The 25,671-nt window shown below is 35.3% G+C and carries 21 protein-coding genes; 1 reads left to right on the forward strand and 20 read right to left on the reverse strand.

Annotated elements, in window-relative coordinates:
* Positions 1-18: 18 nt before the first annotated feature.
* The 6 genes from ACZIX2_RS00695 to ACZIX2_RS00720 all read right to left on the reverse strand — a co-directional run bounded on the left by ACZIX2_RS00695 (position 19) and on the right by ACZIX2_RS00720 (position 7,180).
* Entirely contained in the window at positions 19-1,314 is a 1,296-nt protein-coding gene (locus ACZIX2_RS00695; RefSeq protein ID WP_463338151.1) for an efflux RND transporter periplasmic adaptor subunit, read from the reverse strand.
* Between the two features lie 6 nt (positions 1,315-1,320).
* Entirely contained in the window at positions 1,321-2,757 is a 1,437-nt protein-coding gene (locus tag ACZIX2_RS00700; protein WP_463338152.1) for a TolC family protein, read from the reverse strand.
* Between the two features lie 75 nt (positions 2,758-2,832).
* Positions 2,833-3,948: an efflux RND transporter periplasmic adaptor subunit gene (locus ACZIX2_RS00705; RefSeq protein WP_463338153.1), complete on the reverse strand. Its 1,116-nt coding sequence runs from the start codon at positions 3,946-3,948 to the stop codon at positions 2,833-2,835.
* Positions 3,949-3,976: 28 nt separating this feature from the next.
* Complete coding sequence (locus tag ACZIX2_RS00710) at positions 3,977-5,239, reverse strand: ABC transporter permease (protein WP_463338154.1); 1,263 nt, start codon at positions 5,237-5,239, stop codon at positions 3,977-3,979.
* Positions 5,240-5,241: 2 nt separating this feature from the next.
* Positions 5,242-6,486 (reverse strand): ABC transporter permease, encoded by a 1,245-nt coding sequence (locus ACZIX2_RS00715; protein WP_463338155.1) that lies wholly within the window; start codon positions 6,484-6,486, stop codon positions 5,242-5,244.
* Positions 6,479-7,180, reverse strand: a complete 702-nt coding sequence (locus ACZIX2_RS00720; RefSeq protein ID WP_463338156.1) for an ABC transporter ATP-binding protein — start codon at positions 7,178-7,180, stop codon at positions 6,479-6,481. The genes ACZIX2_RS00715 and ACZIX2_RS00720 overlap by 8 nt, the downstream gene beginning before the upstream one ends.
* 166 nt (positions 7,181-7,346) lie before the next feature.
* Between ACZIX2_RS00720 and ACZIX2_RS00725 the strand changes: the two genes are divergently transcribed.
* Positions 7,347-8,756: a DUF4403 family protein gene (locus ACZIX2_RS00725; protein ID WP_463338157.1), complete on the forward strand. Its 1,410-nt coding sequence runs from the start codon at positions 7,347-7,349 to the stop codon at positions 8,754-8,756.
* 12 nt (positions 8,757-8,768) lie between these two features.
* On the opposite strand, the gene ACZIX2_RS00730 is transcribed toward ACZIX2_RS00725, so the two are convergent.
* The 14 genes from ACZIX2_RS00730 to ruvA form a co-directional block, all read right to left on the reverse strand.
* Positions 8,769-9,029, reverse strand: a complete 261-nt coding sequence (locus ACZIX2_RS00730) for a hypothetical protein (RefSeq protein WP_463338158.1) — start codon at positions 9,027-9,029, stop codon at positions 8,769-8,771.
* A gap of 10 nt (positions 9,030-9,039) precedes the next feature.
* Positions 9,040-9,582 (reverse strand): DUF420 domain-containing protein, encoded by a 543-nt coding sequence (locus ACZIX2_RS00735; protein WP_463338159.1) that lies wholly within the window; start codon positions 9,580-9,582, stop codon positions 9,040-9,042.
* Position 9,583: 1 nt separating this feature from the next.
* Positions 9,584-10,270, reverse strand: coding sequence for an SCO family protein (locus ACZIX2_RS00740; protein ID WP_463338160.1), 687 nt, complete (start codon positions 10,268-10,270; stop codon positions 9,584-9,586).
* Position 10,271: 1 nt separating this feature from the next.
* Positions 10,272-10,913: a hypothetical protein gene (locus tag ACZIX2_RS00745; protein ID WP_463338161.1), complete on the reverse strand. Its 642-nt coding sequence runs from the start codon at positions 10,911-10,913 to the stop codon at positions 10,272-10,274.
* A gap of 77 nt (positions 10,914-10,990) precedes the next feature.
* On the reverse strand, positions 10,991-11,341 hold the full coding sequence (locus ACZIX2_RS00750) for a cytochrome C oxidase subunit IV family protein (RefSeq protein WP_463338162.1): 351 nt from the start codon (positions 11,339-11,341) through the stop codon (positions 10,991-10,993).
* 20 nt (positions 11,342-11,361) lie between these two features.
* Entirely contained in the window at positions 11,362-12,339 is a 978-nt protein-coding gene (locus ACZIX2_RS00755; RefSeq protein WP_463338163.1) for a cytochrome c oxidase subunit 3, read from the reverse strand.
* A 44-nt stretch (positions 12,340-12,383) separates the two neighbouring features.
* A complete protein-coding gene (locus ACZIX2_RS00760; protein ID WP_463338164.1) occupies positions 12,384-12,971 on the reverse strand; it encodes a cytochrome c oxidase subunit 3 in 588 nt (195 codons plus the stop codon).
* 1 nt (position 12,972) lies between these two features.
* Positions 12,973-13,869 carry a heme o synthase gene (gene cyoE / locus ACZIX2_RS00765; RefSeq protein ID WP_463338535.1) on the reverse strand — a complete coding sequence of 299 codons (897 nt, stop codon included), beginning with the start codon at positions 13,867-13,869 and terminating at the stop codon, positions 12,973-12,975.
* Between the two features lie 105 nt (positions 13,870-13,974).
* Positions 13,975-16,080, reverse strand: a complete 2,106-nt coding sequence (locus ACZIX2_RS00770) for a gliding motility protein RemB (protein ID WP_463338165.1) — start codon at positions 16,078-16,080, stop codon at positions 13,975-13,977.
* A gap of 34 nt (positions 16,081-16,114) precedes the next feature.
* The gene (gene deoC / locus ACZIX2_RS00775; RefSeq protein WP_463338166.1) at positions 16,115-16,858 is read right to left on the reverse strand and encodes a deoxyribose-phosphate aldolase; all 744 of its coding nucleotides are present in this window, start codon (positions 16,856-16,858) and stop codon (positions 16,115-16,117) included.
* A gap of 188 nt (positions 16,859-17,046) precedes the next feature.
* A complete protein-coding gene (locus ACZIX2_RS00780) occupies positions 17,047-17,424 on the reverse strand; it encodes a VanZ family protein (RefSeq protein WP_463338167.1) in 378 nt (125 codons plus the stop codon).
* The gene (gene gcvH / locus ACZIX2_RS00785; protein ID WP_463338168.1) at positions 17,417-17,797 is read right to left on the reverse strand and encodes a glycine cleavage system protein GcvH; all 381 of its coding nucleotides are present in this window, start codon (positions 17,795-17,797) and stop codon (positions 17,417-17,419) included. The genes ACZIX2_RS00780 and gcvH overlap by 8 nt, the downstream gene beginning before the upstream one ends.
* 79 nt (positions 17,798-17,876) lie before the next feature.
* The gene (gene sov / locus ACZIX2_RS00790) at positions 17,877-25,031 is read right to left on the reverse strand and encodes a T9SS outer membrane translocon Sov/SprA (RefSeq protein WP_463338169.1); all 7,155 of its coding nucleotides are present in this window, start codon (positions 25,029-25,031) and stop codon (positions 17,877-17,879) included.
* Between the two features lie 19 nt (positions 25,032-25,050).
* Entirely contained in the window at positions 25,051-25,632 is a 582-nt protein-coding gene (gene ruvA, locus ACZIX2_RS00795) for a Holliday junction branch migration protein RuvA (protein WP_463338170.1), read from the reverse strand.
* Between the last annotated feature and the right edge of the window lie 39 nt (positions 25,633-25,671).

The raw sequence follows: 25,671 nt of genomic DNA on the forward strand, positions 1-25,671 counted from the left end.
AATTTGATTGATACAATATTACTTTTTATTTTCTTTTTCTTTATCCGATTTTAAAGAAACTTTATCTCCCGAATTCAGTTCTTTGGTGACTGTGGTATACGGACCGGTAATGACCACATCACCTTTTTGCAACCCTGACAACACTTCGATATTGGTATCGTCTTGAATGCCGGTTTTAATGATTCTAATCTTGGCTTTATCGCCAACTTTTACAAAAACACATTCGAATTTCTTATCACTTTTCGGTTTTGATTTTTCTTCATTCGGATCCTCAACTTTAATCTCTTTTACAGCAGCGGTATCCGATTTTACGACCACAGAGCTAATTGGCACAGTCAAAATGTTCGACTTTGTATTTGTAATAATGTCTACAGTGGCGGTCATTCCAGGTCTAAAAGGAGAATAGGTACTTGGCTTTCCAACCAATAGATCTTGATAAGATTCTTTCAATATTCTAACTTTCACTTTAAAATTCGTCACCTGATCAGCTGTTAAAGTCGAGCTGGCAGAATTAGAAATACTCGTAACAACTCCCTTAAATTGTTTTTTCAAATAAGCATCTACTTCTACATTGGCTTTATCTCCAACTTTTATCTTAACAATATCATTTTCGTTTACGTCTACTTCCACTTCCATATTGTTCAAATTGGCTACACGTAAAAGTTCGGTTCCTGCCATTTGCTGTGTTCCCAAAACACGTTCTCCTAATTCTACATTCAAAACCGAAATGGTACCGTCAGCAGGAGCGTAGATTGTAGTTCTTCCTAAATTATCTTTAGCCTCAAGTACCGTAGCCGAAGCACTCTGTACGTTGTAATAAGCGTTTTGCTTATTCGCTTTGGCCACCTCAAAAGTAGCAACAGCTTTATCCCAATCAGCCCTAGAGATTATCCCTTTTTCGTATAAAGATTTGTTGCGATCATAATTGGCTTTGGCTTCTTTATAGGAAGCTTCAGACTGACTTAAACCTGCTTTGGTTCCTGACAAATTAGACACCGTTCTGTTGTAACTTGAGGTGTATAAATCGGGATTGATCTTAACCAACAAATCGCCTTTTTTTACGACTTGACCTTCCTTAACATTCAATGCAATGATTTCTCCAGATACTTCTGAAGATATCTTTACCTCAACTTCGGGTTGGATTTTTCCTGTAGCAGAAACGGTTTCTACAATTGTGGATGCCGCCACATTGGCAATTTCAATTTCTTTACCTTTATCCTTATTCCCAATAATTCCTGCTTTGGAGAGTCCTACTAAGGCTCCTATTAAGACCACAGTAACGGCTAAAAGTATATAAATAGTTTTCTTAGACATAATGTATTAATTTTTTAAGATTGGAATTCCGAAATAGAATTCAAGTATTTTGATTTTAAAAATATAGTCGTATTTGGTACGGATTACTTCAGATTGCGCATTGGTCAACAACGTTTGTGCTTGATTAAAGTCGAAAGAATTCATCATCCCCACCGCATAGCGTTCTTTCGCATAATTGAAAGCCTCTTGTCTTGATTCTAAGGCAACAATAGCAGACTCATGAGTTTTCAAAGCACCTTTGGCATCTGTAAAAGCTGTATAAACATTACGTTGTAAATCCAATTCTTGTTGTTCTAGCGCAATTTTTGATTTCTCAAGATTGACTTTATTACGTTCCACATTATTTTTCACTGACCATCCATTAAAAATTGGAACAGAAAGTTGCAAACCAAAAGCTTGTCCTTTATTGTCTTTAAATTGATTCCAAACAGAATTTGGCCCACCCAAAACAGGTAAAGTATTTGGTCTCAAAACATTTTGATTGGTTCCTTCAACATAACCAATAGTTGAAGTAGGATTTGAAGGATCAATTTTAGACCCAACTATTTGATCAGAATATGCTGCTCTTGTATTAAAATTATAGAATCCTTGCAAAGTGGGCTGAAAAGCTCCTTTAGCAATAGCCACATCTTTTTCTGCAATTTCTAGATTCGTTTTTGCAATTTTCAACTCTGTTCTAGTTTCTTTAGCTTTATCATAAATTGCCGTAGCAGGTTGACCTAAAATATTATTTTCATCTTTAAGAGAAGTATTATCAATAACATCAAAGTCATAAAACTCTTTTAATTGCAACAATTGCGCTAAACTTAACTTAGAAATCAATAAAGCATTTTCTGCCGTAACTACATTTTGTTTATTAGTTGCAACGTTTGCTTTGATATCCAAAAGATCTCCTCTTGGAATAGAACCTGCTTTTACTAATTCTTCTGAACGGGTTAATTGCTTTTCTGTAATAGCTAGCTGTTCCTTTTGAACTTTTAAATTTTCTTTATTGAATAAAACTTGCAAAAAAGCATTTGCTACATTTAGAGCAATATCTTCTTGCATCTTTAGCAATTGATATTTAGAAGCTACAATAGCCAGATTAGCTCTTCTTAGGTTGTTTTGGTTTTGTAATCCTTTGTAAACATCCACACCTACCGTAGCTCCAAAAGAAGAGAATTGTGTGGTTTGATTTCGTAATAACCCTGTAGTGATATCTTGGTTCAAACCAATATTCCAAGAGTGAGAGGCGTTAGCATTCAATGAAGGTAAAAAGTTTCCTTTAGCTCCTCTTTTATTAATATCAGCAGTTTTTGTATCTAGCTCGGTGTTTTTGATAGAAATATTATTCTCTATGGCATATTTTACACACTCTTCAAGTGTCCAAGATTTGGTTTGCGCTGTACCGTAATAGGTTGAAAACATCAACAGTACTAGACCAAAAAAATTATTTTTTTTCATAAATCGAGAGTGAAAGTACAGCAAATATACTGTACATATTTAACATTTTATTTAAAATCATTTGAGTTTACCTAATTAAGGTTTGGGTTCTTCTTGTTGCAATCCTTGATTCCATATTTTTATCTTATCCGAAGGTTGAATTCCTTTTTTTACCTGAACATAAATCCCATCACTTACACCCAAAACCAAATCTCTACGCACAAATTTTTGAGGTCCCGTTTGTACTTCTACATAGGGTTTTTGTGTCTTTTTATCAAACTGTACTAAAGCTTCTTTGATTGCCAACACTCTATCTGCTTTTTCCAAAATAATAGAAGCATTAGCACTCAATCCAGCTCTGATAAAAGTGTTGTCACGATTGGTCATTTTGGCTTTAATTTCAAACTGTATGGCTCCATTTTCGGTTTTTCCCTTTGGAGCAATATAATTTAAGACAGCATCAAACTTCTTGTTTTCGATGGCGCCAATTGTAATTTCAATAGGTAAATTTTCTTTGATTTTGCCCACTTCGGATTCATCAATTTTACCAACAAAAATCATTTTCCCTACATCTGCCACACTAGCAATAGTAGTCCCTTCATTAAAGTTATTGCTTTCGATTACTTGGTTTCCTACTTTTACTGGCACGTCTAACACCATCCCATTAACTGTAGAGCGAATCAGCGTATTGGCATAATTACCCATGCCTGCTGTGGTACCTGTTTTTACAATATCATTGCTTTTTTTGGCTGCGGCATAATTTTGTTTTGCTTGTTTGTATGCCAGTTGAGCAGCATCAAAATCATTGGCCGAAATTACGCCTTTTTCAAAAAGTGTTTTTTGACGTTGGTACAATTTTTCCTGATTATCCAAATCAATTTTGGCTGTTTGCACTTGATTTTGAGTAGCATTTAAATTGGAAACATTGGCCACCACTTTGATTTTAGCAATCAAATCGCCGGCTTTTATACTCTCTCCTGCTTTGATATATACTTCTTCTATAATCCCAGAAATATTGGGCTTTATTAAGACCTCCTCATCAGGAACAATATTTCCCGTGGCAATAGTTGTTTTTACAATAGTTTTGACCTCTGTTTTATCGGTTTGAAAAACTACGGGAGGTTCTTGGTTTTTAGCATACAAATAATACAAAGCCCCAAAGAAGACTAATGCAATAATTGTCAAAATGGTAATGGTGATTCCTTTTTTCATTGTATTGATTGATTTAATCGATTTACTATTATTCGGTTCTTAACGCATCTACAGGCTTAACTTTAATGGCCGTTTGAGCAGGAATAAAACCTGCCAACAAACCCGACCCCACTAATATGAGTAAGGCAAAAAACACTACTGCTAAGTCAACACTTGGATCGGCAAACATTCGATCCTCACTTGGCATCGCATCTAATATTGAATTCAAAACATATAAAACTCCAGTAGCCATAGCTATTCCAAACATACCTGCGATAATGGTTAAAAAAATAGCTTCGGTCAAGATTTGTGTTCGGATAGCACCGGGTGTAGCACCCAACGCACGACGAATACCAATTTCTTTGGTACGCTCTTTTACTACAATCAGCATTATATTTGAAATCCCAATCACACCCGAGAGCAAAACCAGAGTTCCAACAAAATAAGCAATAAACCGAAGAATGGCGAACAAACCTTGTACTTTACTAAACTCCGCATACAAATCAAAATTGCCAATTGCCCGTTCGTCCTTTGGATTAATGGTATGTCTTTGCTTCATAAACTCAATAATCTGAGGTTTTAAGTCTGTAATTGAAGCTTCATCATTGGCCGTTAATGCCATCCATCCTACTGTATCTCCAAAATTAAAGGCTTGTTGAAAAGAAGTAAAAGGAATGTATATTTTCTTTTGTTCTTCTTCGCCACCACGATTGTTTCCTTTGGATTTGTACACGCCAACAACCATAAAGTTTACACCATTAATTTTGATATAACTCCCCATAACGTCTTCGCCAATGGTATACAATTCTTTTATAACTCCTTGACCAACAACCGCAACTTTTCGTTTCAAGTTAATATCTTGTTGATTTAAAAATCGGCCCGTTACGATATCCATTGGCTCTTGCTTGATCAATTCGGGATAATCTCCATAAATGGTATAAGCAGCCGTTTTAGTTCCTCTAACTACGTTATTGGCACCTTGAAAACCTCCCAATTGATTTCTTGGAGAAACATACTGCAAATCCGGAAATTTTTCCTTCAAAGCGGCCACATCAGCATTTTTAAAATTGAATTTTCTATTCGCTGGTAATCCTTTGTAGGGTTTGGAAGCGGTTTGAGACCACATAAACATGGTATTCGTAGCAATACCATCAAAGCCTTTCTTTACGCCATTTTCCAATCCATTGCCAGCTGCCAAGAGAATAACCAAAATAAAGATTCCCCAAAACACTCCAAAAGCAGTAAGTAATGTTCGAAAGGTATTGGCCGTTAATGCCTCTAAAATTTCATCCCATTTATCTTTATCAAACATAATTATTCGTCTCTAAGTGCAACAATAGGTTTAATTTTAGCGGCTCGATACGCTGGAAAAAAACCAGCTAAAGCCCCAGCAAAAACCAACAAAATAAGTGTAGTAATAGCCACTCCAAAATCCACTTCTGGATTTAAAAAATACTCACTTTTTACGTAAGGTCCTGCTAATTCCAACAAAAGCAAACTTGCCAATAATCCCACAAAACCAGCAAGGGTGGTAATAAAAATAGATTCGTGCAATATCATAGTAACTATTGATAAAGGAGACGCTCCAAGGGCTTTTCGAATTCCAATTTCTTTGGTTCGTTCTTTCACAATAATGAGCATAATATTGCTTACTCCAACTACTCCAGCGATTATAGTACATATACCTACCCACCAAAAAAACAAACGGATATATAAATTTAAATCATAAAATTGTTTGGCATTTTCAACACTATTATAAATCCCAATGGCACTTTCATCATCCGGAGCAACGGTATTTTTACTACGAAGCAACTGTCCTAATCCAGACGAAAACTCCTTAGACTGCGCCAAGGCTTCATCGTATGTAGCTTTTTTATTGAGCGTAAATTGCATATTGCTAATTTTATCGCCCACACTAAACGCTTTTTGAGTGGTTGTAATTGGCAAATACACTCTAGACTCTTCTCGCTCTCCAGAAGGATCAGTATAAACACCAATTACTTTAAAATTGACCCCATTGATAACGATGGTTTTTCCAATTGAATTTTGCTCTTTGAACAAATCCATTTTTACTTTTTGACCAATAACTGCCACCTTTTCATTATGCTGCAAGTCATTGTCATTTAAGAATCGTCCGTTTACAATTGTAGCGTTTTCCAAAACAATATAATCCGGATACACCCCTCTATATTGATAATTGCCGTTTTCTTTACCATAAACAATCACCCCATCCCAATACGTATAAACAGCAGAACGATTGTCTAATTTATCTATATATTTTTTAACTGCCACATCATAATCGCTGTTTCGAAACTGAATTTGACGCCCTGGATTCATTCCTTTGTATTCTTTGGTAGTTGTTCCAGACCACACTTCAATGATACCTTCTGCATCGCGCTCAAATTGTTTGGCAATTCCATTCTGCAAGCCTTTACCGGCACCTAAAAGGATCACTAATATAAAGATGCCCGAGGCCACCGAAATCCCAGTTAAAAAGGTTCGTAGTTTATTCTTTGCAATTGCTTCGAATATTTCTTGCCAGCGTTCGGTATTAAACATAGGAAGAAGCTCTAACTTGTTCTACAAATTTATCATCAATAATAACCCCATCTTTGAGCACAACATTGCGTTTGCACATCGCAGCGATATCCGGTTCGTGGGTAACAATTAAAATAGTCTTGCCCTCATCATTGATAGCCTGAATCAACTCCATTACTTCATAAGAAGTTTTGGTATCCAAAGCCCCCGTTGGCTCATCGGCTAGCAAAACTTTTGGATTCGAAGCCAAGGCTCGAGCAATGGCAACCCTTTGTTTTTGTCCTCCTGAAAGTTCATTAGGCAAATGATGCGAGTGTGAAGCCAGCCCCACTTTTTCGAGATAGGACATGGCAATTGCGGTTCTTTCTTTTCGTTTAATGCCCTGATAGTACAAAGGCATGGCAACATTGTCTAAAGCCGTTTTATAATTAATCAAATTGAAGGACTGAAAAACAAAACCTAAAAATTGGTTTCTGTATTTGGAAGCTATGGTTTCGTTTAACTTCTTGATAGGCACCGTATCTAGGGTATAACTTCCCGAATCAGCTTCGTCTAAAATGCCAAGAATGTTCAGCAAAGTTGACTTTCCGGATCCCGAAGACCCCATAATGGCAACCAATTCACCTTCTTGAATATTGAAATTGATTCCTTTTAAAACATGCAACTGAGAAGCACCCATTTTGTAGGATTTATGTAGGTCTTTAATTTCAATCATCTTAATTATTTTTTAACAATATTAGCCAATTTCGGAGCTTATAGGTACTAAAAAAAAGTTAAACCTTACGCTAGTGTGCACTATATGTCTATCACTTTTAATAAATGTTACAAATAAAAAAATTTATAATAGTTTTAGTACTTTTACCTCAACAAACCGAAGTATTATGGCCAAATTACTTTCTTCTTTATCAATAGCAACGCTTGTATTCTTATTCTATGGGTGCACTTCGACCTCTAAAATCGAAACGTTAAAACCCGAACCTGATGATGCCATTCCATTGACTTACGAAAATAATCCTTCGTATATTAATCTTCCCATCACCATTCGATTAAAAGATATTGAAAACAAAACCAATGCCCTATTGAACGGACTTATTTACGAAGATAATAACATAGAAGATGATAATATTGCTATCAAAGTTTGGAAAGAAGCACCAATTACTATTTCGAATGCTAACGTTGCAAATTCTGAAAAAATAAAGACGATTTTACCTTTAAAAGTTTGGATCAACTACAGAGTTGGAACCAAAAAAATGGGGCTAAATTTATATCAAAACGAAGAATTTAATTTAAACGGAGTTGTAACACTGACAAGCGATGTTCAATTAAACAATTGGAGTTTACAAACCAAAACTGAGCTTACCGATTTAGCGTGGAAAGAAAGTCCAAGCATGGTTCTTTTAGGCAAAAATGTTCCAATTACTTTTCTAATCAATCCCGCTGTAAAAGTATTTCGCTCCAAAATAGAAAAGAAAATTGATGATATGATTGAAAAATCGATCGATTTCAAACCCAATGTTATGGCAGCTATTGAAGAAATTTGTACGCCTTTTGAAATGAGCGCTGCCTATTCTAGCTGGCTACGGGTTACTCCTTTAGAGTGTTATTCAAGTCGTTCAAGCTTAAAAAAAGATAATTTTCAAATTGTTATGGGTTTAAAATGTTACATGGAAACGTTAATAGGTACTAAACCAACAAGCAAGTTTGACAAAGAAAAGTTGATTCTCAAATCTGTTACGCAAATACCTCAAAACATCACTACCAACATAGCTGCAGTCTCATCCTATACCGAAGCCTCACGCATACTTTCCAAAAATTTTAAAGGGCAAATTTTTGGCTCAGGAACTAAAAAAGTAACCGTAGAAAATGTCACGCTTTGGCACAAAAATCAAAAATTAATCATAGCCTTAGAACTGGTAGGCAGCGTAAATGGAACCATTTATTTATCTGGAATTCCTCAATACAATCTCAAAACAAAAGAATTGTATTTTGAAAAACTAGACTATGTATTGGACACTAAAAACAAATTAACACGTACCGCAAATTGGTTGTTACAAGGAATCATCCTTCGCAAAATTGAAGCCAACTGCAGGTATTCTATACAGCCTAATTTAGATGAAGGCAAGAAAAACATCATGGAATACCTCAGCAACTACTCCCCCACACCCGGTGTCTTTATCAATGGTAAAATTGAGAGCTTAGAATTTCAAAAGATTCACTTGACCAATCAAGCCATTATTGCATTTGTTTCATTAAATGGCAATGTAAAAGTAACGGTAGATGGGTTAAAATAATGAAGCAGAAAACTATTTTTTCTGCTTCATTTTATAAATATAATACCCAATTCCAGCTATTAAAATATAAGGAATTACCATCAAGTACACAATGCCATCATTGACTGCCTCGGCTTTGGTGACATTATCTTTGTTAGTCAATACAGCGCGGCACATGGCGCATTGTGCTTGTGATTCAAAACTGATAAGTAAAAAAACAAAACTTAGTAAAACAAATTTCAACCTACTCAAGGATGTCTTAATAGTAAAAACAGCACTAGTTTTATCCTTCATTACTTTTAACTTAATTAGCATAATAGGGTGAAATCATTAGATACACCAATACTCCTGTAACGGCAACATACAACCATATTGGAAAAGTAATTTTGGCTATTTTCTTATGACGATCAAAGCGCTCTGCCAATGCTCTTACATAAGAAATAAGTACAAGAGGTATTACCGCTATTGACAATAGGATATGCGTTAACAAAATAAAAAAATACACATAACGTAATACCCCATCACCTCCATAACTAGTCGACTCTGTGGTCATATGATAGGCTATATACATCAGTAAAAAAGCCAACGAACAACCAATGGCTGTTTTCATTAAATTTTCATGCAATTGTCTGTTCCCTTTTTTTATGGCTAATACAGCCCAAACTAATAAAACCGCAGTGATTCCATTAATTGTCGCATAAATAGGAGGTAAAAATCGTAAAGGGGCAACCTCTATACCAAAATCTTTGAGTTTAACCTTAAACAAGATTGCAACAGCTATCGGAATTACTATCGACAAAATAACTATCCACTTATTGTATTTCTGTTCGGCGCTATTTGAATTCATGTTATTCATTTAATAATAATTTAATATCTTCTTGTATGTTTTTAACTCCTTCACTATTTAAACCGTCGTAATACAGAATTGGGTTTCCAAACTCGTCTTTACGACAACGAATATGTCCTTTTTTGTCAATCAAAGCAAATAATCCAGAATGCTCGAATCCGCCATTAACTTTGTTATTTTCGGCGGCGTATAAATTAAAGCCTTTGTTGGCAAGATCAAAAATCGCCGTTTTATCCCCGGTTAAGAAATTCCAATTCGAAGATTTGACACCTAACTTTTGAGCGTGTTCTTTTAGCACTTCAGGGGTATCGGTCGTAGGATCGATAGAAATAGAAACGATTCCAAAGTTTGGGTTCCCGAAAAAAGTATTTTCAATTTGAAGCATACTTAAATTCATCTTAGGACAAATAGTAGGACAAGTGGTAAAGAAGAATTCTAATACATATACCTTTCCATCATAAAAGGCGTTATTAATTATTTTTTTATCTTGATTTGTCAACTCGAATGTTGGAGCAGGTCCTATATCGACTAAATCTTCGGCTACGATTCCTGTGCCTGATTTTTTATCTAAACGATTAGCGTTTACAATAGCATTTCCTTGAATTCTATCAACAATTTTAGGTATTGCATAAATTCCAAAAATCAAAACAATTAATGAAATACCTATGTAAGATTTATTTTTGAGCATATTAAAGTTGTTTTGAGGCGTTTTTATTTTTCTTCAAAGCGGCTTTATATTCATACAATAGAATTTTGAAATCATCCATCATGGCGTTACTCAATTCCGAGGGATGAAAAGTATCATACCCTTCTTTGTATTCTTTAGCATCTTTTCGTCCTCGTAGATTTCTTTCCTTATCCAACAAATAAACATACGAAGTGCTCAGGTGTGCATCTAGATTGCCTTGCAATTGCAATTGATCATAGAAAGCCGTAATCTCCTGGGGAGTAGCAAAAACAAAATGCCATCCTTTGACATTGGTAGTCGTTTTTAGCGCATCGATTAAGGCTTTAGCTTGACTTTCGGTTCCTTTTGGGCACAACATTACAAATTGCAAATCCTGGAATTCATGATAACGCTGGTAAATCTTTTGATTCAAATTAAAAAGATTCCCTCGATTAGCCAATACATCTTCTCCTAAAAAACCTAAGACAGTAATTTTTCCAGTAAGTTTTACATCGTCTCCACGAAGCGATTTCCAGGAGCCAAAATCAGAGACTTTGGGTGTAATTGTAGGTAGTTTCGTGAAACTATTCACCCCAGATGCGAAAAACAAATAAGCTACAATAGGAAGAATGAACAATACAAAAAGTACAATGTTTTTTTTCATCTGAAGTATAAAAATTAATGCTGTAAAAATAAAAAAAGCTCCGATAAATCGGAGCCTTTTTCTGAATTAATATTTAGTTAAAAATTCCACTTTATGATAGAATTTTTAAAAACCCCGAATACATAATCACCTTCCGTTAATAGAATAAAAAGTAAATATAAGATCAAAAATACAAGTGGAGCAACTACAGCATATTTTAGAGAGGTTTTCTCACCTTCCATATGCATGAAAGCCCAAACAATGTAATACGCTTTAAAAATCGTTAAGATATAGAATATCCAATTTAACAAGTTTAATCCAAGAAAATCTGTATAATGCAAAGAATGAGGCTTAATGATACCTAAAATTACTTCAATAGTAGTAACTACAGATAATAAACCAAAAACAAACCAAATTCTTTTAGTGTTAGAAACGTGTTCGTGTGACATAATAATAAGTTTCTTTTAAATTAAACAAGATAGAATACAGTAAATACGAATACCCAAACCAAATCTACGAAGTGCCAATACAATCCCACTTTTTCAACCATTTCGTAGCTCTTACGTTTTTCATAAGTTCCTAATAAAACATTGAAAAAGATAATAATGTTAAGTACTACCCCTGAAAACACGTGGAATCCGTGGAATCCAGTGATAAAGAAGAAAAAATCAGCAAATAACTTATTACCATACTCATTGTGATGCAAGTTTGCACCTTCAATAACAAGTTTAGCTTCGGCCAATCTTGCTTCAGATTCAGCTCTAGAAAGCACTAACTTCTTTTTATCTTTTGTTATCGTTTCAGTTCTTACCAATAACTCTGGATGTGCTTTGAAACCTGCTTGAATTTCTTCCACAGTAAAGGACGGCAAAGTAGGCTCACTCATGAACCATCTCGCTTTATCACGTGTTAATTGCTCACGCTCTCCAGGTAAAGTTTTTGCAAATTCAGCCAAAGCTACACGTTTGCCATCTTTATCAACAAACTGTAACAAGCTTCCACCAGTGGTCTCAACTGCACCATATTCTCCTTTAATAAAGTTTTTCCATTCCCAAGCTTGAGAACCAACGAAAATCAATCCTCCAATAATAGTTAGAAACAGATAAAGCGCCACTTTGTCTTTCTTCATTTGATGTCCTGCATCTACAGCTAAAACCATAGTTACAGAAGAGAAAATCAAAATAAAAGTCATTAAGGCAACATAATACATAGGAGCTGGTACTCCATGTAAGAAAGGGAAGTGTGTAAACACCTCATCGGCCAAGGGCCAAGTTTCAATAAATTTGAATCTTGAAAATCCATAAGCAGCAAGAAATCCAGAAAAAGTTAAGGCATCTGATACGATAAAAAACCACATCATTAATTTACCGTAACTCGCTCCCATTGGCTCGTTTCCGCCAGCCCAAGTTTTTTGTTCATTGTTTGCAGTAGTAACTGTCGCTCCCATAAAAATTAATTGGTTAAAAAAGTCCCCAAATGTACATTTTTTTCTTATTTAAAGAAATATAAAAACAAAAATATGTAAATCCACAAAATATCTAAAAAATGCCAGTAGACAACTCCTAATTCAATCCCCAGAGTTTGAGCGGAATTATACTTTTGTTTATAATGATTATAAATTATAATTAACAAGGAAATTATACCACCTGCTAGATGCAAAAGGTGCATAACCGTTACCACATAAAGGAAAGTTGTAGTAATTGTACTGGCTGGTCCAGTAAAAAAGTATCCCATTTTAACAATTTGGCCAAAACCTACGAATTGTAAAACTACAAAAACTACCCCTAAAAATAAAGTAGCCATCAACCAGGTAGTAGTTGCTCCATACTGATCTTTTTTGATGGCTTTTTTGGCCAAATAAAATGTTAAACTACTCAAAATAATTACCCCAGTACTTACAAAAAAAGCCAAAGGCATTTGAAAATCTTTCAACCAATCCACCCTTGATTTACTCACCACAAAGGCACTTGTTAATCCAGCAAACATCATCGTCATACTGATTATTGCAAATAACAAAATCAATTTGTAAGATCTTGCCGTTCTTGATTGATGCTCTTCTTTTGTCATTATTGTATCCATATTATCTCAAAAATTTATCTACTATATATATTATTTGCAATAGTGTTATGTAGGAAACACTTACCAACATTAAGGTACGAGCGGATTTGGGTGTACGCAATTGGTATACTTTTACCGCAAAAAACAACATCCACAAGCCCAACAAAAACACCAAAACAGCTGCTATAGGTGTCAAAAACAATGCACCGGTATAACCAAACATAGGCAACAAAGAAGCAATGATTAACCAAACGGTGTATAAGATAATTTGCAAAGCGGTACCGTTATCTTTTTTTCCTGTGGGCAACATAAAGAAACCTGCCTTTTCATAGTCTTCATACAAAAACCAACCAATAGCCCAAAAATGCGGAAATTGCCAAAAAAATTGTATCAAAAACAAGGTACCGGCTTCAATACCAAATTCGCCAGTTGCTGCGACCCATCCCAGCATAAAAGGGATAGCCCCAGGAAAGGCTCCTACGAAAACCGACAAAGAAGTCATTGTCTTTAATGGCGTGTAAACGCTTGTGTACAAAAAGATAGAAATAGCACCAAACATGGCCGATTTTGCATTGATACTATACAACAAGAACAAGCCTAACACTGTTAATGCGGTAGCTACCACTAGCGCAACCCTAGGTTGCATTCTACCCGAAGCAACAGGCCGATTTTTGGTTCTATCCATCAATGCATCGAGATCCTTCTCTATAACTTGGTTATAAGCATTAGATGCCCCTACCATACAATAACCTCCAATAGCTAACTTCACAATTATCCAAAAAGTGTCCCATTGAAAACTTTCGGCTCCCAACACAAAACCCGCTATTGACGAAAAAACCACACTTATGGCCAATCCCGCTTTGGTAATAGCCTTAAAATCTACATAAAGCGAGGAAAGAGATACAGAATTTGTCAAAATAAATGTTTCTTAAATATTTTTAAATAAATTGCTGCAAAAGTAGAGTTTCAAATGTGATTTGACAAAAAAGAAGTCTTAAAAAAGCTGTCTCAAAAAACACATTCTCTAATAATCAAAATAAAAATTAAAAATATCCGTCCTAATTCCCACTGTAAACCAGTTGGTGCTTTGAGTAAAAGTGGCAATCGTATTTTGAGTTGGATCAAAATTTCTGTAGATATAACTGGCAAAAAGTTTCAAATTAGTAGCTGGATTAACCAAATACCCTCCTTGAATATCCGCTATAAAAATTTTCGTTTTATTGCCTTGCCCTACTTTCACTCCTTTATCAAAAGGACGCTTTTCATCATAATCTTTATAAATATTGCCTCCATAATTAAACCCATCTTCTTTGGTATCAAAATCTAAACCTCGGGTACCGAATGTAATTTTGGCATCGGCAAAAAATCGACCTTTATAGTATCGAGCAATAGCAATACACTCATTAAAGTTCCCTCCCCATTGATGGCCCAAACTTTGATTATTATGAGCATAATTCGTAATAGGATTGCTATGCGAATAGACATAAGGACGCACCAGATTGTATTCTAATTGCAGTAATAAATTTTGCACTTTAAAGGCATTGTAATACTTCACGCCTACTTGATAACCAAATTTATTCTTCCAACTATTCTCTCTTTCTTTGATATCGCCTAGCGAAAACTCATCTACTAAAAATTGCCCATAAGCGTTGACTGAAGCATTCCACTTATACTTAAACGTTAAGCCAAGTAACGCATTTCCACTTCTGGAAGAAGAACTAAACTCAACGGCACGATAAAAGATAATCGGATTGACAAAACTCATATCAAAACCTCTATTATTGTCTTTGGTCCAAACTACCGATTCAAAAAAACCCAAATTCAAACGATTGGAAACATTCCAGCTCAAGTAATGATTGGCCATAAACTTGGTTGCATACGTACGATCTACCGTTACTTCGGGACGCACATCTTTGAGCCACATATAGGTGTTGGTGTACTTTATTTTCCAAAAATTGGTGTTGATTTTAAAATAGGGATATGGACTTGCTCCATCGCTTTCCAACAAAGAACGATACCCGTCACCTATAAAATTTCTACCATAGCCCAACTGCAAATCAATAAATTTATTTGGCGTAAAAGTAATATTGGCTTCCGCCAAAGGAAAATCATAAGCATCGTCTTTGAATCTTTTGGCAATTCCAACACCGGGAATGATAGCGGGATTTCCTCCCGAAGGTTTTATGGATTCGGCATATTGATTATAATAGCCCGCAAAACGGCCTTGACTTTCGAAAACAGTAGTGGTAAAATTCAATTGTTTACCCAATCCTCCTCTAAAATTTAGCGCTCTTGTATTCACAAAGGTATTAGGATTATCACTCTGTGACGCTCTACCTACTTGAAGATCCACAATTGGATTCAAGGCAAACCAATAGTCTTCACCTTGAATTTGAACCATATTTTCGTTCCATAATTTTCTTGCCCACCAACCCGAAGCCTTCTTTTGTAGTTTGGCATTTACCGCATTCATATCATAATACTTGGCTACCTCTGCATAAGTATATGGTTTAGACGCCGTATGATTATTACTGCCAATTTGATTCATTTCCGCTTCAAATTGAGCATACACTTGATCTGAAAAAGGCACATTAAGATGACTACTAAATTCTGGATTATGATATTTTTTGTAAACAATACTATCTAATTCAGTCAATTTAGGCTTTTTACTATTTAATATTTCTGCCTGCGCCAAAGCTTGTGCTGCTATGGTTTCTTTGGTTTGCAAAGGCAAACTAAGGGTCATAACAAACTTGGAATAAGTAGGCTTTCCGTTATAAGTAGCAGGTTGAATCCTTGGAAAGGAAACAAACACCCTTTTAGTTTCTTTTTGAATGTCTTCTGAAAAAGAATCCACATACAACACTTTGAATTGACCTTCTGCAGTTACTTCAAAAAGCACTTTAAATGATCCGTTGTTCAACGCTTTATTGGGTAAATTAAAATTAGCAAATACCCAATCTTGAACTTGATCATAAAAACATTTCTCTAAACCAACACTTGGTTGGTCTTTACAATTTGAAAAAACAGGAAACTGTTGGACATCACTAAAAGGTGTTAACGAAGTATTTTGACTATACGCATATTGAAGTCCAAATAGAAGAACTATAGCTTTTAAAAAATTTGACATTAGTAGGCTTTGGGGAGAAATTAATACAAATCCGTTAATAAGTTTGTTGATGAGATTCACCATCAATTATGGCTTTAGCACCAGAGGTTCCAATGCGTTGAACACCCAATTGAATCATCCGTACGGCATCATCATAATTGCGCACTCCTCCAGCTGCTTTCACAGGCAATGGCGAAGCATTTTCTAGCATAATTTTAATACTTTCAAAAGTAGCTCCATTAGGCTCATTATTGGGAGTAATATAAAATCCAGTAGACGATTTCACAAATACATTATTCCATTGAGACGAATCGAAATTGTCCTGTATTACATTTTTAATAAGAGCTGTCAATTGAGCAATTTGATCTGCACTTAAAGCAGCAACTTCTATAATCCATTTGACTACTTTATGATGTGCCAAACCTAGTTGGGTTCCTTTGACAATCTCATCTTTAACTAATTCTTCATTACCTAGTTTAAATGCCTCATAATTGCACACAAAATCCAAATCGTCGGCACCATTTTGAATGGCAATTTGTGCTTCTGCTAATTTTACTTCTATCGCTGAATCTCCTTTTGGAAAATCAATTACAGTACCTATCAAGACATTGGATTGCGCCTCGCGAATCAATTGTTTTGCCAACGTCACACGATCCGGACGAATCATTATTAATTTAAAACCTTCTCGTATAGCCTCTTCAATGAAGGATTTTGCCACTAAAATATTTTCAGATTCTGAAAGTTTAGCTTGTTCATTCGTTTTTAAATACGTGGAATCTAAATAAGGTCTAAGGTCCATAGTAACGAAATTTCATTAATTATCAATGAGAACAAAAGTACATTAATATTCGATACAATTGTTTTTGAAATACATTTTAAACTAGAAGCACGTTTTATCGGTCTCAACATACAATTGCATAAATTAGCAATGAAGATTACCAAACTACATTGTTCCAAAAAAAATCCCATCGGAATGGGATTTTGATACTATTTCAATGCGGTAAAGTGTTTTTGGAAAGATTTCAACAAAGACAATCCTATTAAAGCCCCAAATACATTGGCCAAAACATCTCTATAATCAGCACTTCGAGTTGTGGTAAAATAGGCTTGCATAAATTCTATTCCGATGCCAAAAAAGAAGGAAAGCAAAAACACTATCCCAATAACTTGACTTAAGGACAATTTACTTGTAGTTACTAATGCAATCCCCCAAAAAAAGACAAACAGTAAATGCAGCATCAAATGAACTAATTTATCCACTCCCACTACATTTATTTGGGGAACGTCAGAAGATCGTATCAAACACAGATACAATATTATTCCTGACCAAAGTATAGCAATACAAATGAAAAAAAATTTACGCACCAATTAATTCTTTGTAAGCCTCATCAGAAAGCAATTCTTCAATTTCTGAAGGATTCGCAATTTTCACTTTAATCATCCATCCTGCACCGTAAGGATCTGAATTAACGGTTTCAGGAGCACTTTCCAAAGCATCATTAAACTCAATAATTTCACCAGAAAGAGGCAAAAATAAATCTGAAACTGTTTTTACTGCTTCTACTGTTCCAAAAACTTCGTCTTTGTCTAAAGTTTGGTCTAAGGTCTCTACCTCTACATATACGATATCACCTAACTCTTTTTGAGCAAAATGTGTAATCCCTACTGTGGCAACATCACCTTCAATGCTTACCCATTCGTGATCTTTTGTGTACTTTAAATTGGATGGAATGTTCATACTATAAAATGTTGTGTTATTATAAATAAAAGGCAAATATAACTATCTTAAACTAAATTTTGACACCCTTTTAATCAAATTAATTACCAAAATTATATCGCAAGGTGAATCCCGATCTGATGTTCGTTAAAGGAAAAGTAGTTGAAATTACGGCCTTAGAAAACGAATGATCATAATAAAAAATAGCGGTTAGATTTTTACTAAATGCATAATCGGCAGCAATGCGTAATTGCCATAAATTTTGACCCGCAGCCAATTGATTGTTATTATAGTCTAAATACCGAACTATCGTTTGATTGTTTCGATAAGACAAATCAGCCTTCAAATTGATATCACTTTTGATAATGCCCGTAGGATTATCGGCTAATCGTGAGGAAAAAATCACATCTTTGAAACGATAACCCAATCCAACAATGTATTCTACACCTTTGACCTCGGTCAATAAATTATTATCAAAACTCATCGATAAAGCGCGATCTTTCTTAATTTCTGTCAACACTTTGAATGAATTCTTCAATTCAAAATCCAAGCGAATAAGCGGACTAAATTGTTCTACCAAATTGACATTGGAAAGTACTGTTGGATTGTAAAAATTACCACTAACATCAACTCCATTAGGGTTCTTAGTATACTCAAAATTGGAACGATAATCATTTATAGTGTACGATGCACGGTAATTGTGTAACAAAGAAACTCTTCTAAAATTATTCTTGAAGAAATTATAACGCATAAATCCATTATACTTTATTGACCAATTGGGAATAGGAAAACTTCTGAAGATACTCGTACTTATTCCTTCGGCATTACTCCCTGTATAAGCCGCTAAGAAAGCAGGCAATAATACACCCTGATTATTTTTTCCAAATCCTTTAGGAAAGCCTTCTGCGTCTAGATTTGCAGGATTATTGATATCTATCCCCCTTTGTGATGCTAATCTATTGGCTATAATAATTCGGTTATCTCTAAACGCATCAAATGCATCTGACCCAAGTGCATCGCTTTTAGAAAATGCGGTTTTTATCAATACCGTAGAAATAGAAAACATTCCATAACTATAAGGCGACAAGGGCATATAAACCCCATTAAGCACATTATATTGTTCCGAAGAATTTTCAGAATAAGAGCGATCAGCAGCCAAATCTACTTTGAAATCCGGAAACAAATCAATGTTTGCCGTGGCTTTCAACAACTTATTGGTTACTTGCGTGAAATTTTGGTTAAAATCTTGATACGTGGTCAACCAACCTCTTTTGGCCGATTCGTATCGAACATCATCTTGGCTTCCAAAAATAAAACCAAGAGAAGGTCTTGAGGAACCTAAAAACCCTATACTTGGAGTATATCCTGGCAAAACTGTTCCGCTATTGTGAGTATAATTAATCTGAACATTTTTCACACTGGTCAATACTCCAATTACCCCCTCAAGAAACGGACTTCTATCAAGCGCTGGTTTAACGGCAGTATTCACTACTTTTTCACCTGGTTTAGGAATAGCAGGCTTAGGTTTTGCAGTTGAACTTGCAGTTGATTTCTTAGACAACCCCAAATATTTGTATAAGGTTTCCATAGCAAAAGAAGCATTCAATATTTTGGAACTGGCATTTTGTATGGTATTCCCTAAATTGTACTCCACTCCTCCAATACTGATATCTGATAACGCATTTGAAGCGCGTTGCCAACTATAGTCACCGGTATAAGTAAAATTGGCTTTTACAAACCCAAATACTGGTATTTTATTTAATGGAATATCATAATTTACAATCAATTGTTGCATATGCTGATTGGGGTCTCCAATATCAAAATAACTATCCCAAATAGAAAAACTATCAATAGGAACATCATCCGCATTCAAATAATTTCTGACAATATTATTGGAGGAAGCCGTGTAATTGACCCGCAATGCTTTTGTTAAATTATAATTGAAGCCGTATTGATAATTAAATGCAAAATTTCTTCGGTATAACGGATCAAGTCCAATACCTACCACATCTACTTGTCTAAATTGTTGTTTATTATACTGACGTACGATACTTGAATTGAACGTAATATTGGTAGGAAGAAAATTAAAATTAAAGTCTTGCAACCATTTCCAATAGTCACTTTTCTTAACAAAAGCTTTTTTCTTAAACGGCTCAACGGTTTTGTTTTCAAAAGTATAAGCGTAGTTAACCGTTGTATTGCTTAACAAGTCCTCATAACTTTCAATTTCATAATCATGGCGTTCCACTTCATTGTATGACTGCGAAAATGTAAAATTCTCTGGATCATAAACATGGGGTTTTTGTTCTGGTAATCTTTCTTTTCTAACCCCTATAAAATTGATACTCGTACGTTTGGTATAATCAACAGCTCTAGTTTCAATATTATCTTTTTTGTCTTGATCAGAAGTATTCGCTAACAATTGTTTTAACTTAATATCTTGGTTAAAAGGATCATATTCTGGGGTAATTACCTCTTCGCCAATACCGTAATTAAATGGCAAATTGATTCCCCACTTTTTGGGTAATAATTGACCTAAATTCAAATTCGTTACCAAACCATATTGTTGCAAATCTTCTCTACTTCGCTCATTTGCCCCTTGCTCTAAAGCTCCAAAGCCTATGGTTGTTTTTCTTCCTGACAAAGAGAAGGTAGCAAAATCAGCCATATTGGAATCGATATTCAATAAAGCAGCCATACCTCCGCTATTTTCCATATCGGACATCCGCAACTCATTGAACCATACTTCTCCTTTAATATCCTGACTCGAATCATTGTTTTTTAGCCCCACCATCAACGTACGAACGAATCCAAAATTGGGATTTCCTTTGATTCCAATTTTAAGCTTATTGGGTTTTCCCGAAGCTGAATTGTCCAATTCGTCTTCATTTTTATACAAAATCCCATCAGGAGGAAGTGTAGTTGGGTCCACATTCATGGCCAAAATTTTCAGTTTGGTCAACAACTCAAGTTTTAAATCCAATTCATTAACTTCTGGCCAGACCAAAGAAGGACTTTGAGGAGGGCAGTTCGAAGTACCATTCGAACTAGGCAAAGTAACCTGTAATGGGATTTCAATTTGATAGAAATTTTCGGTAAAATCATTTCCAAAACGAATGAAACCCACCATCTGATTGTCTCGCAAGGCTACTTCATTAGGCAAAGACTCGGCATGTAAGAACATTTTAAGTTTTTTAAACTGTCGCATATCAATGCTCACATTTTTAAAAACCGCCCTAGAGTCCTTAGGTTCTAATCCTTTTCCAGAAACACGCAAAGAAAGCGATTGCTCGTTTTGATTGATTACTGTATTATTATTGAACAATTGCTCTCGAACTACTCCGGGAGGTGTAACATAATTTACAGGACAACGTTGATTGTTTTCTTGAATATTTACTGACAACACGTCCAATGTTGTATCATCATCAGATACATTAACATCATTAAAATCTAAAGTATTTGTGTACCTTCTCCATTCTCCTCGAACCAAATCCAAAGCACCAAAACGAAGGGTAATGGGAGTTTCAAAATTGGTCATAAACATTCTCATAAAACGAATAGAACGAAAATCCGTAATTCCTCCTATGGTATTTTGAGGTTGAGACACTGGTATTTTGAATTGAATCCAACGCGCCTCCGTGGCCGAACCGTCGGGCAACGTAACTTGAGTATTTCTGATATCCGTAATAAAATTTTCTCCTACTTTCATGTTCGGACGCATATCTATACTATATTCATAATAGGCATTGATAGTATTCATTGTATTGTCGCGATTGATATCTTCTATATCGGGAAATGTTGTAGCCCCTCTATTGGCATCTGTAATACTTACAGCAGAATTCCCATCGGTACCATTATAATTTTTATATCGTTCGACTACTCCACCAGTTGTATTGGCAAAATAGGTATAATCATCTCCTGCTGGATCAGGGTCTGAGGCGTAATTGGAATACACCGAAGCCTCTTGGCTATTTTTCATTCCATCCAACCCAATGTCTTGATTAGTCCGATTTGAAGCATTGCTGTCAAATGCATAAATCAAAGATTGTGAGGCGGGAACCTCTCCCCAAATTGGTTTTGGAGTCACTAAAATTTGATCGGGTCCTAAACCATTTTCATATTGTTTTCTTCCGTCTTTAAGAATATCCTCAGAGATTTCTCCTAAGTTAAAATATACTTTCCCAGTATTTGCCGGAGCACTATTTCCTTTTCCAACATAAGGATCTAATACCCAAAACTGGATATACTCCACATTACCTTGTTCAAAATTAGTGGTGGCTATGGATCGCATTATTCCTCCAAAGTTATCCCTTGGCGAGGCCGCAACATTGATAGCATTGTTATAAGGACCTCTTTCGGTAGGATAATAACTCAAATCCAAAGTATTTACTACCTGAGACTGTCCTTGGGCTATATCAGTATTGGGATACAACTCTTCACTAAAAATACGTCTAGTCGTATTTAGTGAAATATCAGCATTTGAAATTCCATCAGGTTTTTGGGTAAAAAATAGTGGATCGATGGTATACCAAGACAATTTGGCTCTTTTGAAACCATAACTCAAGTCGGTAGCACTTTCATTAAAATTATAAAGACTTTCAGCGTCATTAACAGGTGTAGAAGATAAAAACCAAGCTAAAGGAGAACGCAAATCAATCGTAGACTGAGAGCCTTCGAAGTCATCTACATAAATGGTAGATTCGCCATCAAAGCGGTCTGCTTTTGGGGTGTCTGGTTTTAGAAAAGCTACTTCTCCTCTTATCGAAAGATTAGAAGGGATATCGGTATCTATATTGGGCAATTTATTTACTAATCGGGTCAAAAAGGGAACCTCTGTGGCATAATTACCATTAAAACCAAAAATGGTATTGTTTACAGATTCTTGACCGTAATTGGATTTTTGAGTAAATGGACGCTCAGACATTTTAAGAAAAGTACCTCCTAACACAAATTTATCCGAAATTTTATGCTCCACATTCACTCCCATAAAACGGCGAGTTTGTTGACCAAAAATAGAATTATTCTCCAAAGAAACTTCAATTGGAGTATTTGATGCCTGTAGCGAGGGATCCAATATTTGAACCCTTCCCAATTGATAATTCACACTATAATCCACACCTTCAACCAAACGTCGTCCTGCAGCAGTAACTACCACAGACCCTTGAGGGACATTAAGTGCACCAATTGGAATACCATCACCACTAGACGATTTGTATTTACCACGAATCAAATACTTGTTTTTATCGATATCTTGTAATGCTCCTGCTTGAGTATTGCGATACATGCTTCTAAACACGTATTTCTTTTGATTGGCATTGTAGGTATCAACATTTTTGTAATCTTCAAACGATCCAGGGTTTTTCAATTTTGAAAAGATTAATTCCCCAAAAGGCTCCTTGGTCGTAAACATAATTCTACCATTTTGTGCATCAACGGTAGTTCCTGGCAAAAAGTCAAAAAAACCATCGCCTCCAGCTTGAGGATCGTTGAAAAAATTCAATCGATCCAGATTAAACACCTTTAACAAAGGAGTTTCAGCAATTTTATTTTCTGGCGTCGGATTTGCAGGAAAAGGAGTGCCATTAACCTCTGTAATATAATTAATCGGCGAAGGATCGGCATATAGGATATTCATTCGAAAATCTTCTTGCTTCAATTGATAGCCCCCTGGCACTTGATAAATATTTTTCATCATCAAATTCCAAATAGGATCCTTTACATTAGTCAAGTTGCTTTTTAGCATTTTCAACACCAAACTTTGTGTAATAATCGCCTGAGGTACATTGTTGTTTCCACCAACTACATTGGTTGCATCTACCCCATCATTTCCAAATTCTCCTACTTGATAAACTTTGTCTCCAATAGTATATTGATAAGCAACAGCCAATACTTCATCATTACTCAATCGTTGTTGGAGTGATATAAATCCTAACTTAGAATTAAAAGTATATTCATTTGAAGTTAACTTTCTTGCGTTCTCCAATTTAGCATAATCCCTTCCTTCACTTACAGTAGTGTTAAATCCCGAATTTGAAGTAGCAATTTCGCGTATGTTTTTATTTAACAATCCAGTTCCTGTTTCAATTTGACCTGGGTCGTAGTCATTATTGGCATTATCTGAAGGGGTATCAGGAGGTGCGTTGAAAATACCCGTGGCAGGATTTAAAACCACAATTTCATTATCTGTCAATCCAGTCAACTGTGCTTCTCCCAAATCTTGAATGGCAATTATATTTCTTAAATTGTTAGAAGTAGGTTGAACCCGATTTTGTTTATTAGTCACCCACACTTCAATTCTAGTAATTTGCACACGGCTATCAATAAATGGGTAGGCTTCTAAAGCTTTATCATAGCGGTTTCTAAAATATTGCGACAAGAAAAAATGCCTGTCGTTATCGTAATCAAGAGCAAATAGTTCATAATTTTGAATTGTACCTCCTCCTTCAGCTACTAAGCTTCTTGTTTGTGATTTTTGTTCAGAAAAGACGCCAGTAATGGTTGTTTTCCCAAATTGCAATTGTGTTTTTACCCCAAACAAACTCTGCGCACCTCTAATTAGGGAACTGTTTAGTGGCAAATTCACATTACCCACCTCAATTTTTTGGATGATATCATCTTCAGAGGGGGTATACTCAAGTTTTATTAAATTTTGAAAAGCAAAAGTAGATTGGGTATCATAATTGGCATTTACTCCCAAACGAGTACCAACTTTTCCCATCAAACTCATACTTATTCTTTGATCAAAATCGAATGAAGTATTGGCTCTATTTCTAGGTGAAAATGCTGGGTTGTCTTGTTTGGTATAACGAACTCCCAAATCCATTTCAACCGATCCTGTGGGTTTAATATCGATAGTATTACTCCCAAAAATCGATTCGAAAAAACCTGACCTTACATAATATCGGGGAAGCAAATCCTTTTTGGCAGCTTCGGCTCCTTTCTTTTTCCCGTCTATAGCATCGGCTTTTTTCTTGAAGTAATTACGTCTTGATTCTTGCAAAGCCAATTTTTCATACTCTGCAGGGGTAAGAATAATTGGAAAATCAATTGTAATTCCATCTATAGAGTTAGTATACACATACCGGTCTGTAATGGGATCATAGGTATAAGCAGAGAGCAGACTTTTAGGGTCTTTTAATTGAAGCTTCCCTTTTGTATAGCCTTTTTTAACAGTATCTTGTACCGATGGATTGACTTGCCCATAGGAAATGACACTGAGAAATACGAATAATAAAACTATACATTTTTTTTGCATATAGTAAAGCGCTTCTGTTTTATAAACTTTGTAAAGCTTTTTTAATGATTGTTTCAACTGAAGCTTGAGGATCTGCTAGTACAATTTTTTCAACTACTTTTTCGCAAGCTTTGCGTACAAATCCTAAAACCTCTAGAGCTGATAACGCTTCATCTTTATTTGTATTGCTTTCTACAACCGAAAGTTCATTTAAATCATACAATTTAACTACTTTTTCTTTCAAATCCAAGATAACGCGTTGAGCTGTTTTACTCCCTATTCCTTTTATAGATTGTATTGTTGCCACATCAGCACTGGCAATGGCATTAATGATTTGTTTGGGTTCTAAAGAAGAAAGCATAGTTCTGGCTATTCCGGCCCCTATTCCTGAAACCGAAAGCAACAAACGAAATATCTCTCTTTCTGATTTTTCGATAAAACCATACAATGTATGAGCATCTTCTTTAATCTGAAGATGCGTAAATACTTTTACAAAATCTGTATTGGGTAATAACGAATAAGTATGCAAAGAAATATTGATATGATAACCCACACCCGCACAATCTATAACGATATGAGTAGGTGATTTTTCAACGAGTTTCCCTTGTAAATGTGCTATCATTATTTTATTTTAAATCAAATATAACAAAAAAAGTCTAGC

It is taken from the genome of Flavobacterium riviphilum (assembly GCF_055231795.1).